Source organism: Rossellomorea aquimaris (genome assembly GCF_001877785.1).
GTDB classification, from domain to species: Bacteria; Bacillota; Bacilli; order Bacillales; family Bacillaceae_B; genus Rossellomorea; species Rossellomorea aquimaris_A.
The window spans coordinates 292,900-305,924 of record NZ_MINN01000074.1 but is presented as its reverse complement, the minus strand read 5'-3'; the positions used below and the strand labels follow the sequence as shown (position 1 = coordinate 305,924).

The 13,025-nt window shown below is 43.2% G+C and carries 17 protein-coding genes; 12 read left to right on the top strand and 5 right to left on the bottom strand.

Going from position 1 to position 13,025, the window contains the following annotated elements; genetic code table 11:
- Positions 1–8: 8 nt before the first annotated feature.
- Positions 9–269, bottom strand: coding sequence for a hypothetical protein (locus BHE18_RS05390; protein ID WP_071617585.1), 261 nt, complete (start codon positions 267–269; stop codon positions 9–11).
- A gap of 119 nt (positions 270–388) precedes the next feature.
- Here BHE18_RS05390 and BHE18_RS05385 point away from each other — a divergent pair, with 119 nt between their 5' ends.
- The gene (locus BHE18_RS05385) at positions 389–526 is read left to right on the top strand and encodes a small acid-soluble spore protein P (RefSeq protein WP_032088517.1); all 138 of its coding nucleotides are present in this window, start codon (positions 389–391) and stop codon (positions 524–526) included.
- A gap of 129 nt (positions 527–655) precedes the next feature.
- Here the strand turns inward: BHE18_RS05385 and sspO are convergent, their stop codons facing one another.
- Positions 656–805: a small acid-soluble spore protein O gene (gene sspO / locus BHE18_RS05380; RefSeq protein WP_071617584.1), complete on the bottom strand. Its 150-nt coding sequence runs from the start codon at positions 803–805 to the stop codon at positions 656–658.
- A 328-nt stretch (positions 806–1,133) separates the two neighbouring features.
- On the opposite strand from sspO, the gene acnA reads away from it, so the two are divergent.
- From acnA to BHE18_RS05345, 7 genes are all read left to right on the top strand, one after another.
- Positions 1,134–3,842 carry an aconitate hydratase AcnA gene (gene acnA, locus BHE18_RS05375; RefSeq protein ID WP_071617583.1) on the top strand — a complete coding sequence of 903 codons (2,709 nt, stop codon included), beginning with the start codon at positions 1,134–1,136 and terminating at the stop codon, positions 3,840–3,842.
- A gap of 721 nt (positions 3,843–4,563) precedes the next feature.
- Complete coding sequence (locus BHE18_RS05370) at positions 4,564–5,163, top strand: peroxiredoxin family protein (protein ID WP_235860257.1); 600 nt, start codon at positions 4,564–4,566, stop codon at positions 5,161–5,163.
- A gap of 94 nt (positions 5,164–5,257) precedes the next feature.
- Positions 5,258–5,404, top strand: a complete 147-nt coding sequence (locus BHE18_RS05365; protein ID WP_071617582.1) for an FbpB family small basic protein — start codon at positions 5,258–5,260, stop codon at positions 5,402–5,404.
- 113 nt (positions 5,405–5,517) lie between these two features.
- Complete coding sequence (locus BHE18_RS05360; protein WP_032088514.1) at positions 5,518–5,661, top strand: acid-soluble spore protein N; 144 nt, start codon at positions 5,518–5,520, stop codon at positions 5,659–5,661.
- Positions 5,662–5,742: 81 nt separating this feature from the next.
- Positions 5,743–5,976, top strand: coding sequence for a small acid-soluble spore protein Tlp (tlp, locus tag BHE18_RS05355; protein WP_032088513.1), 234 nt, complete (start codon positions 5,743–5,745; stop codon positions 5,974–5,976).
- A 155-nt stretch (positions 5,977–6,131) separates the two neighbouring features.
- The gene (locus tag BHE18_RS05350; protein ID WP_071617581.1) at positions 6,132–6,563 is read left to right on the top strand and encodes an acyl-CoA thioesterase; all 432 of its coding nucleotides are present in this window, start codon (positions 6,132–6,134) and stop codon (positions 6,561–6,563) included.
- Between the two features lie 18 nt (positions 6,564–6,581).
- On the top strand, positions 6,582–6,884 hold the full coding sequence (locus tag BHE18_RS05345; protein ID WP_071617580.1) for a hypothetical protein: 303 nt from the start codon (positions 6,582–6,584) through the stop codon (positions 6,882–6,884).
- A gap of 39 nt (positions 6,885–6,923) precedes the next feature.
- Here BHE18_RS05345 and BHE18_RS05340 read toward each other — a convergent pair whose 3' ends face one another.
- Positions 6,924–7,214 carry a HesB/YadR/YfhF family protein gene (locus BHE18_RS05340; RefSeq protein ID WP_071617579.1) on the bottom strand — a complete coding sequence of 97 codons (291 nt, stop codon included), beginning with the start codon at positions 7,212–7,214 and terminating at the stop codon, positions 6,924–6,926.
- Positions 7,215–7,344: 130 nt separating this feature from the next.
- On the opposite strand from BHE18_RS05340, the gene BHE18_RS05335 reads away from it, so the two are divergent.
- Complete coding sequence (locus tag BHE18_RS05335; protein WP_071617578.1) at positions 7,345–7,605, top strand: hypothetical protein; 261 nt, start codon at positions 7,345–7,347, stop codon at positions 7,603–7,605.
- A 126-nt stretch (positions 7,606–7,731) separates the two neighbouring features.
- Here the strand turns inward: BHE18_RS05335 and BHE18_RS05330 are convergent, their stop codons facing one another.
- A complete protein-coding gene (locus tag BHE18_RS05330) occupies positions 7,732–8,886 on the bottom strand; it encodes a CapA family protein (protein WP_083573625.1) in 1,155 nt (384 codons plus the stop codon).
- A 226-nt stretch (positions 8,887–9,112) separates the two neighbouring features.
- Positions 9,113–9,700 carry a glycerol-3-phosphate 1-O-acyltransferase PlsY gene (plsY, locus tag BHE18_RS05325; RefSeq protein WP_071617577.1) on the bottom strand — a complete coding sequence of 196 codons (588 nt, stop codon included), beginning with the start codon at positions 9,698–9,700 and terminating at the stop codon, positions 9,113–9,115.
- 246 nt (positions 9,701–9,946) lie between these two features.
- On the opposite strand from plsY, the gene BHE18_RS05320 reads away from it, so the two are divergent.
- From BHE18_RS05320 to BHE18_RS23575, 3 genes are all read left to right on the top strand, one after another.
- A complete protein-coding gene (locus BHE18_RS05320) occupies positions 9,947–11,230 on the top strand; it encodes a purine/pyrimidine permease (RefSeq protein ID WP_071617576.1) in 1,284 nt (427 codons plus the stop codon).
- 146 nt (positions 11,231–11,376) lie between these two features.
- Complete coding sequence (locus tag BHE18_RS05315; RefSeq protein ID WP_071617575.1) at positions 11,377–12,354, top strand: ABC transporter ATP-binding protein; 978 nt, start codon at positions 11,377–11,379, stop codon at positions 12,352–12,354.
- Positions 12,351–13,010 (top strand): ABC transporter permease, encoded by a 660-nt coding sequence (locus BHE18_RS23575; RefSeq protein ID WP_235860256.1) that lies wholly within the window; start codon positions 12,351–12,353, stop codon positions 13,008–13,010. Before BHE18_RS05315 ends, BHE18_RS23575 begins: the two co-directional genes overlap by 4 nt.
- Positions 13,011–13,025 lie beyond the last annotated feature (15 nt).

Below are 13,025 nucleotides of genomic sequence, written 5' to 3'. Positions count from 1 at the left end.
TTTTTACTTTATTGCTGTCCGTTGACTTCACTTACAATCGATTCGAGATCGGATTTGAATTTTTGAAGCTGCTCTTTTTGTGTCTCAGAAGCAACTTCGAGTGCATTTTCAATCTGCTGATACGCTTCGTTCACTTCATTACGAAGGTGTGAAAGCTGGGAACCGTAACTTCCACCGTCCAGGACCAGTTCGTTCACGGTATTCTGTACGTCAGTGAACCCCTGCTGGGCAGCTTGGAACGCTTGTTGTTTATCTTTATGATAAGGCATTTTCATTCTCTCCTTCAAATATAAAATAGCCTTTATATTATAGGCATTTCAGCACCTTTCTATACGTATGCATAAACGGACGGACGGGTATCCATCCTAATTAAGAGGAGGGATGGACAATGAACAAAAATGACAGCAAAGACATGAGGAAGAATGCACCTAAACAATCCGGCCAGCCAGAACCGCTGAGCGGATCCCATAAAGTAAAAAACCAAAACCATACGCGCCAAAAGCATAATAGTAATCACGATATGTAAGCAGCAAAAAACTCTGCAAGAAATTTGCAGAGTTTTTTGTTTATTTATGTCAAGAAAGGGTAATGAAGGAGGGAGTCCGGATAGATGCGGAAATTCCCTTCGCCTGATACATAGATTCAGTCCCGGATTTTATTGATTTGTTTTTCGCTTTTTATTGTTCTGCAGCTGCGCTTCCGTCAATGGCTCGTTGGAGTACTCTTCGTTGTACCCTGCTCCTTTACCCTGCGCTTTAGCCGCGTTCATTCCATTGATGATGTGGTTTGCTTTGCGTTTGGCCAATTGAAACACCTCCATACAGTTAGGGTGCCACTTGAAAAGGGCGGCTATTAGAGGAAAACCCTAACATGTCCTAATGTTTTTTTGGAATAATTTTTTTCTCCATCCGACATCTTTTGACAATGACGATAATGCTGATGCATCAATCATTTGTTAGAAAACAAAAGGTGTTTAGTTTTTCAGATAAGTAAAACTTATCAAAAACAATAACTTTATTGTTATTTACTTATGTAATCGCTTGTATTAAGATTATTAATGTGAGAAAAGTTCGTTAGTTAAGAACGAAGACTTTTCGACTTAATGCGCATTTGTAGTTAGAGGGGGAATTAAAATGGCAAAGAACGATGTATTTAATGCACGATCTTCCTTCGAACTTGAAGGGAAACGTTATCATTATTATCGTTTAAAGGCACTTGAAGAAGCAGGCGTTTCAAACATTAACCGTTTACCATACAGTGTAAAGGTATTACTTGAATCTGTACTGCGCCAATTTGATGGACGTGTAATCAGTAAAGAGCATGTTGAAAACTTAGCAAACTGGGGAGCATCAAGCAAAGACGCGGAGGTTCCATTCAAGCCTTCACGTGTTATCCTTCAGGACTTCACAGGAGTACCTGCTGTCGTTGACTTGGCTTCTTTGCGTAAAGCAATGGCGGATATCGGAGGAGATCCTCAAAAAATCAACCCTGAAATTCCGGTTGACCTTGTAATCGACCACTCTGTACAAGTTGATAAATACGGTACAGCAGACGCTTTGAAAGCAAACATGGATCTTGAATTCGAACGTAATGCCGAGCGTTACCAATTCCTAAGCTGGGCTCAAAAAGCATTTGAAAACTACCGTGCCGTTCCACCGGCTACAGGTATCGTTCACCAGGTTAACTTAGAATTTCTTGCAAATGTAGTCCACGCTATTGAAACAACAGAAGGCGACTTTGAAGCGTTCCCGGATACACTTGTTGGAACTGACTCACATACAACCATGATCAACGGTATCGGTGTTCTTGGCTGGGGTGTAGGCGGAATCGAAGCAGAAGCAGGCATGCTTGGCCAGCCTTCATACTTCCCGATTCCTGAAGTAATCGGTGTTAAGTTCACCGGCGAGCTTCCAAACGGAGCAACGGCTACTGACCTGGCACTTAAAGTGACACAAGTACTTCGCCAAAAAGGTGTCGTAGGTAAATTCGTTGAATACTTCGGCCCTGGGGTTGCCACTCTGCCACTGGCAGACCGTGCAACAATTGCCAACATGGCTCCTGAATATGGTGCAACTTGCGGATTTTTCCCGGTTGACGCAGAGTCACTTGACTACCTGCGACTGACAGGCCGTGATGAAGAGCATATTAAGATGGTAGAAGAGTACCTTAAGAAAAACGAAATGTTCTTCACACCTGAAAAAGAAGAACCTGTTTACACAGATGTAGTGGAAATCGACCTTTCAGAAGTTGAAGCAAACCTTTCTGGACCAAAACGTCCTCAGGACTTGATTCCTCTTTCTGATATGAAAGAAACTTTCCACAAATCAATCACAGCAAAAGAAGGCGTTCAAGGCTTTGGTCTGGATGCATCTGAAATCAATAAAACAGCAAAATATACAACAGAAGACGGCAAGGATGTAACGATGCCTACAGGAGCGATCGGAATTGCTGCGATCACATCTTGTACAAATACATCCAACCCTTATGTCATGCTTGGAGCAGGTCTTGTAGCTAAAAAAGCAGTGGAACTTGGAATGAACGTTCCTGACTTTGTGAAAACATCATTGGCTCCTGGTTCAAAGGTTGTTACAGGCTATCTAAGAGACTCCGGATTGTTATCTTATATGGAACAAATCGGATTCAACCTTGTAGGTTACGGTTGTACAACATGTATCGGTAACTCCGGTCCACTGCGTCCGGAAATCGAAAAAGCAGTTTCTGATGCAGATCTTCTTTTAACATCTGTGCTTTCAGGTAACCGTAATTTCGAAGGACGTATCCACCCGTTAGTGAAAGCAAACTACCTTGCTTCACCGCCGCTTGTAGTTGCTTATGCGCTCGCAGGCACAGTCGATATCGATCTTCAACATGATCCGATCGGTAAAGATAAAGACGGGAACGATGTATTCTTCAAAGATATATGGCCATCTCAGGATGAAGTAAAGGATGTTGTGAAAGCTACAGTGACACCTGAACTATTCCGCAGGGAGTATGAGCATGTGTTCACAGAAAACGACCGCTGGAATGAAATCAAAACAAGCAATGAACCTTTGTACAGTTTTGATGAGAATTCAACATACATCCAAAATCCTTCATTCTTCACAGGGCTTGCTCCGACACCTGAAGATATCCAGGGATTGAACGGCCTTCGGGTTGTAGGTAAATTCGGTGACTCAGTGACAACTGACCACATTTCCCCTGCAGGTGCGATCGGTAAAGATACACCAGCCGGTAAATACCTGCGCGCAAATGGTGTAGAACCACGCGACTTCAACTCATACGGTTCCCGCCGCGGTAACCACGAAGTCATGATGCGCGGAACGTTTGCGAACATCCGTATCCGAAATCAAATCGCTCCTGGTACAGAAGGCGGATTCACTACGTACTGGCCTGAAGATGAAGTTATGCCGATCTATGATGCATGCATGAAGTATCAAGAAGACGGAACTGGACTGGTTGTCCTTGCAGGCAAAGATTACGGTATGGGATCTTCCCGTGACTGGGCAGCCAAAGGTACGAACCTTCTTGGCATCAAGACTGTCATCGCTGAAAGCTATGAGCGTATTCACCGTTCAAACCTTGTGATGATGGGTGTGCTTCCACTTCAGTTCAAGAAAGGCGAAAGCGCTGAAACTCTGGGTCTGACTGGAAGAGAAAGCATTTCTGTTAACATTACGAATGATGTTAAACCACGCGACATCTTAACTGTCACTGCTGTGGCTGAAGATGGAACGAAGACAGAATTCGAAGTTCTTGCACGCTTCGATTCAGAAGTAGAGGTTGACTACTACCGTCACGGTGGTATCCTTCAAATGGTTCTGCGCGGCAAGTTCCAATCATAATAAACAGATAGATGAGGCTGGGACATAAGTCTTTTAGCCTGAATAATCCCGAACTGATTTGCCTGATAGTTGGTAAATCAGTTCGGGTTTTTAATTATACATTTAGATATATCAACTCATTCCAGCGGTTGATTGGAGTGCAAGACGAAGACTCCTGCGGGAAGAATAGTTTATGTGAGACTTGTCTAGCTACGGCGGCTAGCCCCTCGAGGTCATAAGCTAAATGGTCCAAGAAGGCAAAAAGCACCTTCTCGGTCCATTCATCTTATGCTTGTCGGGGCTGAACGAGCCGCCTCCGCTTTTCTATTTGTCTAGCTGCAGGGCTTAGAGGCACATGTCATAAGTCAAACCGACCAAGAAGGCAAAGAACGCCTTCGTGGTCGATTCGTCTTATGCCACACGCCTCTGAGCAAAGCCCTTCCGCTTTTCTTCCCGCAGGCTTGCCGAGGAGGCTCACGGGCTACCCGCGGAAAGCGAAGTCTTGCACGGAAATCATTAGCGTTGATTGAAGCTCCTTCTAAATTGTTCATCTTAAGTTATTGGCTTTATAGTTTCGTCCTATTTGAAGAATAAAAAAATGTTGAGCAAGTATAACTGAGTTCACATCCAAAACCATTTTACACAAAGTTTCCTTCATAATTCCCCCACTATTCACGACTAAACCGAGACAAGCCATCATATATTAATATAAGCAACTAATCGGAAGAGGAGAGACGGACTTTTGAAATCTTTTTTTGGAATATTGCTTATCGCATTATTGGTCTATACTTTTTATGTTGAAAATAAGTCCAGCCCAAATGTTATTTCCAAAGATCAGTTTGAACAGTCACCTGTCAATCAATCCTTCGACCAGCTGATTGATATTGAAGAAAGCGAAGCAGCTGACAGCTCCCAACCAGCTGAACATTTTCCGGGACCGAATGCAGGGGATAAAGCCATTGACTTCAAACTAAAGGACTTATCAGGTGAAGAGGTGACACTGTCACAATTCAAAGGTAAAAAAGTGATCATCAACTTCTGGGCAACTTGGTGTCCGCCTTGTAAAGAAGAAATGCCGGTCATGGAGGACTTCTATAAGAAGAATCGGGATGAAATCGAGATCCTCGCCATCAATATTGATCCTCAGTATAACGTTAAGGAATATCAACAATCACTGGGACTTTCCTTTCCTATCCTCCTTGATGAAGATGATAAGATCAACAAGGCCTATGATATCCTAACGGTTCCGACAACTTACGTAATCAACGAACAGGGATTAATCACGCATAAACAAATCGGTGCAATCACAAGCCTGGAAGCCTTCAAAGCATTAATAAAATAAGGGACTGGCTCTCTTTATGACCTTTGTTTAAAATATCTGAAATTTGGATATACTATTTATACAAGTCGTTAAAGAGAGCGAGGTTTTCCTTTATATGCGCAGACCAAGAAAGAAATCTTTTGCCGACCTGGTAAAAGAGAACAAAAAACAGCTGCTTCTCGATCAGGAAGCCATGAATGCAATTGAAGAAAGAATTGACGCACGATTTGAAATCAAGCGTCCCTTGAATAAAGCCGAGTAATCTTTTACGAGGCTTTATTTTTTATTTATGGGGATAAAAATAATCTCCTGCCAATTATTACGCCTAACATTCCTCTCTAAAATGGAAATGATACTACTAAGGGGGGAAGTACAATGAGCAATCCTAAAAGAAACAATAAGCATTTCAATCCGAACCATATCGGAACACAATCGAGAGAAGCTGGTGGAAACAAAGGAAAGCAAATGCAAGATAAATCCGGAAAGCATGCACAGGTAATCCAGACAAAAGGTGAATAACATCGCTTAGTTTGAAGAAAAATAATGAAGGGACCGACCCAGCTTGTGGTTTGTCTTCATACAACTAAGGGGGAATTCAGGATGGCATGGAACAGTAAACCGAATCCGGATGATCGCAGTGATAACGTCGAAAAGCTTCAGGGAATGGTTCAACATACGATTGAAAACATGGAGAAGGCAGAAGAATCCATGGCTTTCACAGACAGTGAAGAACAGCTTCAGTCTATAAAGGCTAAGAATGAACGCCGCCGCGAAAGTCTTGAGGCATTCCGCAGCGAAATCAAAGATGAAGCCGGTCAAAATAATAACCAGTAATCAATTTACTGGTACAACGCGCGCGAATATGCTCTTATATAAGCATATTCGCGCTTTTTCCATGGGGGTCTGCAACAAGCGTTTTTATACAATGACGGGCACTACTGTGTTACTATAATTAACATGAATAAAATAATTACAGAGGTGAACACAGAGTGCATATTTCAGAAAACACAGTTCAAGTCAGGTACGCTGAAACTGATCAAATGGGTGTCGTTTACCATGCGAACTATCTCATTTGGATGGAACTCGGGAGAACCAAACTTATTGAAGATCTCGGATTTAATTATGCAGAGGTAGAAAAGGACGGGATCCTTTCTCCGGTCGTGGATCTTACGATAAGTTATAAGATACCGGTTAGATATGGTGAACAAGCGCTTGTGAAAACATGGGTCGAAGAATATGATGGAATCAGAATTACATATGCATATGAAATATATAATCAGGAAAATAAGCTGGCAGTCAGCGGACAATCAAAACATGTTTGCGTCAAGAAAGAAAGTTTCAGACCAATATCAATCCGCAGAATGTTTCCGGATTGGCATGAAGCATATGAAAAGGCAAAAAAGCAGGCTAATGAACAATAGAAGAAGAGAGGAAGTTAAATGGCGTTCGGGGTGAACAGGAGAGAATTGAACAAATGGAAAGAAAGGGTCGGAAAAGGTGAAGTGGCATTTATCACCCATTTCTGGGTGGACGAACGATTCCCTGCAGTCAAATCCGTTACAAAAGCAGGCTGTGCGGATCTTGAGAAACTCTCTCAATGGGGTAAAAAGTATGGATTGAAAAAAGATTGGATCCATATGCGCAGCGACGGTTTCCCACATTTTGATCTTATGGGCGATACTCAGCTCCATATCTTGAAAGAGGAAGGCCTGCATGATCATATTAAGCGTTTCATTGAATAAATAAGAGGCCTGATCAAGACATCAGGCCTCAGCATCCGCTTATTTTTTATATTCATATAAAGGTTCTTCGAGTTCTTTATTGAAACCAACATGTAAATCGTGTCCATCAAAGTACCACAGATCCCTTTCTTCTACAAAAAACAAGCGGCCGTCAACTTCAATGAGCTCACCAGCTTCTATAGGCTCTTCCTTCGTGACGCCTAATGAGAAACTGTCATGCAGAGGGCTGGAACCTCCATAACGCACATAAAAACGGACATATTCGCCTTCATTTACGAGCATTTCGTCCTTGAACCATTGGAGGGCATCTTTTGATATATGTATGTTCATGAGGATTGGACTCCTTTCTCTACAATGATTTTCCACCCGCGGCGCTCCTGGACAAACCGGAGACCGTTTTAATATTATATACATAACAACACCGGAACATCTACTAATTCGCACAGAAGGAGTGGGTTAATTGAAAACTCAAGTACTTTTATATTATATCGGCGCACTGATATTCGGGGGTCTGGGTGTATTGACCTTCTTACAGTTGGAAAAAGCGAGCTATAAGATAGAAGCAGGCACCTTTATTATTATATCTGCGCTTCTTTACTATGGTATGGTTGCCCTATATTATCGAAGCAGGAAAAACACATTTCTAACCGTTAATTTGGTCCTGGCCGTCCTTGCACTTGGAGGGATTTTTTTCAATCATGTACTGTTTGGAACACATTAATTGGATACAGAAAAGAGCTGACGTCTTTTTGAAAGAAGTCAGCTCTTTTTTTCTTGCGTGTACCCGGGGCATTCCGGCAGCTCTTCACAGGTGCGATGATATGCAGATGATGATCCATTGCATCTCTTATTGCTCAACTCCATTCATCATGTGAGATACCATCTCTTCTTTGGAATATGTGATGAATCCATTTTTTTGAGCAAAGTCAAGTGGGTAAATACGATAATTATTATAGTTGTTCTCAGCTACAAACGTCGGATGGAACTCGATCAATGGATAATTAATAAGAGTACCCGCAGGACTTTGTTGTTTTTCTACCTGAATCTCTGCCATGCCGCCGATGTCCTTAAAATCATCTTTTTGTCCTGAAAGAAAATTCCCGAGAGAGTAGATGACAACAGCGTCACGTCCATCACTGGTTTTATAGGTCTGAATCGGCTGTAATACGTGTGGGTGATGACCGAAAATAATATCTGCCCCATTATCAGTCAAAACCTTTGCAAGTCTTTGTTGTTCCTCCGTAGGAAAGCGTTGATATTCATTCCCCCAGTGAAGACTCATAACAACAAGATCAACATCCATTGTCCTGGCTTTCTTAATTTCAGCGACCATCTTCTGTTCATCCAGAAGATTGACCAGGTAATCTTTTCCTTCCGGTACCGGGATTCCGTTCGTACCATACGTATAGGAAAGCAGGGCAAACTTGATGCCATTCATATTGAATGTGCGGATTCTTTTTTTATCCTCAGGGCTTTTAAAAGCCCCCACATACGGCATTGAAATCTCTTCGTAGTAATCAATTGCACTCAGAAGCCCTTTTTCTCCTTGATCCAGCGAATGGTTATTTGCTGTGGTGACTGCGTCCACCCCTGTGTCCTGAAGCGATTTAACAATCTCTTTGGGACTATTGAAAAGAGGGTAGCTTGATAGGCCGATCTCACTGCCGCCAGGCGTGGATTCCTGATTGGCTATCAAGAAATCCGGTTCTGCCAGCATCTCCTTAACGGGTGCAAACATCGGTGAAAAATTATAGCCGGACCCTGATTTTGCATCATTATATACTGTATTGTGGAGAAGGATGTCACCGATGGCTGCAATGCTGGCGGTGGATTTCATGGTCTTTCCTTCTGCCTGCACTTCCCTCGTCGCATGAAGAAGGGAAGTCTTGACGGACTGCTTATCCGAATTCCAGCTTTTATATTGGTCAGTAATCAAATAACCTATCACCATTACCAATGGAATCACCAGAAATAAACCCATATAATACATCTTTTTGTTCATGTTCTAACCCCTTTGTCCTCTTTTCACATACACAACATTATTTTACAGTAAAAATATGAAAAGCGGAATCACTATTTATACCATTATTGCCGGATCAACAGCGAAGTAACCGTCTTGCATTACTGTATGCACCGAATGGAACGGCACGTCATAATGATGACACAGAAAACAAAAAGCGGCTGAAATCCATTCATATTTTGAATGAATTTCAGCCGCTTTTTCTTGTTTAAAGCCACTTAATTTTAGGTTCGGTTTTATTTTTGATGCGTACAATATTTGCACGGTGCCTGTAGATGACAAAGAAGGCAAGTACACCTACGACAATCATCAAAGGTATATCCCCGGTAAATAACGTATAAGTAAAAGCAATGATGGCAGCAATCATCGAAGATAATGAAACGTATTTAGATACATATAATCCGAGAAAGAAAACAGCCAGTAATATCAAGAACAATAGGGGGTCGTACCCCAACAGGACCCCTCCGGAGGTTGCGACGGCTTTTCCGCCTCTGAAGTTTGCGAAAAGCGGGTACATATGTCCAATTACGGCAAATATACCGGCCACCAGCATGAACATCTTTGGTTCAACACTGAAAAACAGCGGTAATAATGCTGCGATTGTCCCTTTCAGGATGTCCATGATGGTGACAATAAGCCCTGCTTTTACACCAAGTGTCCTGAAAGTGTTCGTACCGCCAAGATTTCCACTTCCATGTTCCCGTATATCGATTCCATAGAACTTCTTTCCGATGATCAACCCTGAGGGGATGGAACCAAGGAGATAAGCTATAACAAGGATAAGGGCATAAAACATGATCACTGCTCCTTTTTTATGTATTGCGTTCTTTATTTTACCATGAAAACGGGAGAAAATCAGGCTTTTTTTTAGTACCTGTTCATAAAACTAGATAATATCATTAAAACCAGTTTGAATTCCCGGGAATTCCCTCCTGTATATGGTAAAATGATTACGCCATATGATAAAAGTTGGCGGTTGAGCGAAACATTCAGTTGATGATGCATCAAGGCTGATACTAGATGAACAGAAGGTGGATATTTAATGCATTTATTACTATCAGCTTTGCAATGGGTTGCTTTTATGATTGCCGGGTCGATTGCCGCTCCCATTGCAATAGCGGATTTATTTCAGCTGCCAGCGGAGGAGACAGCCGGCTTCATACAGCGCACTATTTTTGTGTTGGGGGCAGCCAGCCTCATCCAGGCATTGATCGGTCATAAACTGCCGATCAATGAAGGGCCTGCTGGATTGTGGTGGGGTGTATTTGCCATTTATGCCGGGTTTTCAGGGACCCTCTACAGCAGCCAGCTTGAAGTATTGACTGTCCTGCAGGGCGGGATGATCGTCAGTGGAATTATTTTCTTCATTTTGAGTGCGACTGGCCTGTTAAAAAAACTGACCACCCTATTTACTCCGACAATCACATTCGTATATTTGATGCTTCTGATTTTGCAGCTGAGCGGGTCGTTTGTGAAGGGGATGTTCGGAATCAGCGGAGAATCGGAAACACTGCAGCCGGCCGTGTTGATTGGAAGTGTGCTGACAGTCCTGATTGCTCTTTATTTTTCAAGCCATAAGATTAAATGGATTCAGCAGTATTCCATCATCCTCGCCCTCATTGCCGGCTGGGTCATTTTTGCTGTGATGGGGCTCGGCGGTCATGTAACGGTTTCAGACTCATGGTTCTCCCTGCCGCAGATTTTCTCATTCGGCGCACCAGCCTTTGATACGGGTGTTATTGTTACATCTGTATTCATCACCTTCCTGTTGACGACAAATATGATTGCTTCGATCAGGGTCATGGAGGAAGTGATGAGGTCGAAAGGTGAACCCGTATATGAACGCTATACTTCAAGCGGGTATGCATCTGGTATTAATCAGATACTGGGAGGGATATTTTCTGCAATCGGTTCTGTGCCGATATCCGGATCGGCGGGCTTCGTTACTGCCACTAAAATGTACCGCATAATACCGTTCATAGCGGGAAGTGCCATGATCATCATCATCTCTCTCGTTCCAAAAGTGATGAATGTGTTTGCGAGTCTGCCGGCTCCGGTAGGATATGCTGTTACGACAGTCATCTTTATCAAGATGGTTGGGCTTGCACTCGGTGAATATCAAAAAGAAACAGATTTGGAGCGTACACATTTTGTCGCAGGAATTTCTCTGATTGTGGGGGTCGGTGCCATGTTCGTACCTGCGGAGGCCTTCACGAATGTACCAGTCGCAGCCGCTTCCCTGCTTAATAACGGATTGATTCTTGGTACCATAACTGGAATCATAGTAGAGCAGACGGTTAAGGCAAAATCGGATAAATCAATGTAAAGCGAGTAAACTATTTGTTTACTTGCTTTTTTTCGTATAGCATGGTTTTGTGGAAGAATTTCCTTATGAGGATTCTGACATGTTTATCCAGTTGATATTGGGGGTATTCTTAATATGTTTAGATTAGATTTCAGGCAGGTGGTTACATGATTGAGTTCAAGAATGTCAGGAAAGTGTACGAAGACGGGACAGAAGCGATAAAGGGAATTGACTTGCTTATCCCCGAAGGAAAACTCGTCGCGTTGATCGGTCCCAGTGGATGTGGTAAAACGACCACGATGAAAATGATCAATAAACTGATTGGACTTACAAGCGGTACAATTACAATCAACGGACGGGACATATCGGAAGAAGATGAAGTGGAACTGAGAAGGAATATAGGTTATGTCATTCAGCGCATCGGCCTCCTCCCGCATATGACGATCGAAGAGAATATCAGCCTGATTCCACGATTGAAAGGCTGGAAGAAGGAAAAATATGAAAACCGGGTGGACGAGTTGATGAATCTGGTGGGGCTCGAACCGGAAACCTACCGGAAGAGATATCCCCTGGAGCTGAGCGGCGGCCAGCAGCAGCGTGTCGGTGTCATCCGTGCACTTGCGGCAGAACCCCCTATCATCCTGATGGATGAACCTTTCAGCGCACTTGACCCGATCAGCAGGGAGCAGCTGCAGGACGAACTGAAGCACATTCAAAGTTCCATACATAAAACCATTGTATTTGTCACGCATGATATCGATGAAGCGCTGAAAATCGCCGATGAAATCGCTGTCATGAGAGACGGGAGAATCGAACAGATTGCTTCACCAGGTCAATTGGTTTCTTCTCCCGCAAATGAATTCGTACGTTCCTTCATCGGAGAGCACCGGCTGGATGAAGGCAAAACAGAAATGTCAGTTTCGGATATCATGAGTGAAAATCCGATATTTCTCGAATATGATGAATCTGAATTCGAAAGCATCCCGCACGATGCCTCGATTGCTGAAGCTGCGGCTCTCTATGTTTCAAAGGAACCTCCTATGCTGGTCGTAACAAAAGAGGGCAGACGCATCGGAAGTGTATCCAGAAGCAATATTCTGGGGGCTGTCGCTTCAAAACATAGAAGGGAGGCACAGTCAAAATGATTCATGCCCTTTCGCTATCATTCATCACTACGATTACAAACCGATCGGATGCCATCATAACAGGGTTGGTCGAGCATCTCTATCTGTCATTCGTATCGATTTTTATCGCGATTGTCATTTCATTGCCGTTAGGGATTTATATTTCACGTAAAAAGAATATTGCAGAATTCTATATCGGGATCACCGCTGTATTTCAAACCATCCCGAGTCTTGCATTATTCGGGTTCCTGATCCCGCTTCTCGGTACAGGCAGCACAACGGCCATCATCGCCCTCACTGTATACGCACTGCTTCCGATACTCAGGAACACATTCACCGGTATTGCAGGAGTGGATGAAGGGGTCATAGAAGCAGGAAAAGGGATGGGAATGACGAATTCACAGCTATTATTCAAGGTCGAACTCCCTCTCGCCCTGCCTTTTATCATGGCCGGTATCAGGACCGCAACCGTGTTGACAGTGGGTGTCGCAACGCTTGCAACATTTGTCGGGGCAGGAGGACTGGGTGACCTGATTTACCGCGGACTTTCCACCTGGAACAACTCCCTTGTGCTTGCAGGAGCGGTCCCAGCTGCATTATTGGCATTATTTTTTGATTTTTTGTTAAGACTCTTAGAAAAGGCAACGACCCCAAAAGGCTTAAAAGCCCGTAAATAAAAAGAAATAAAAAGG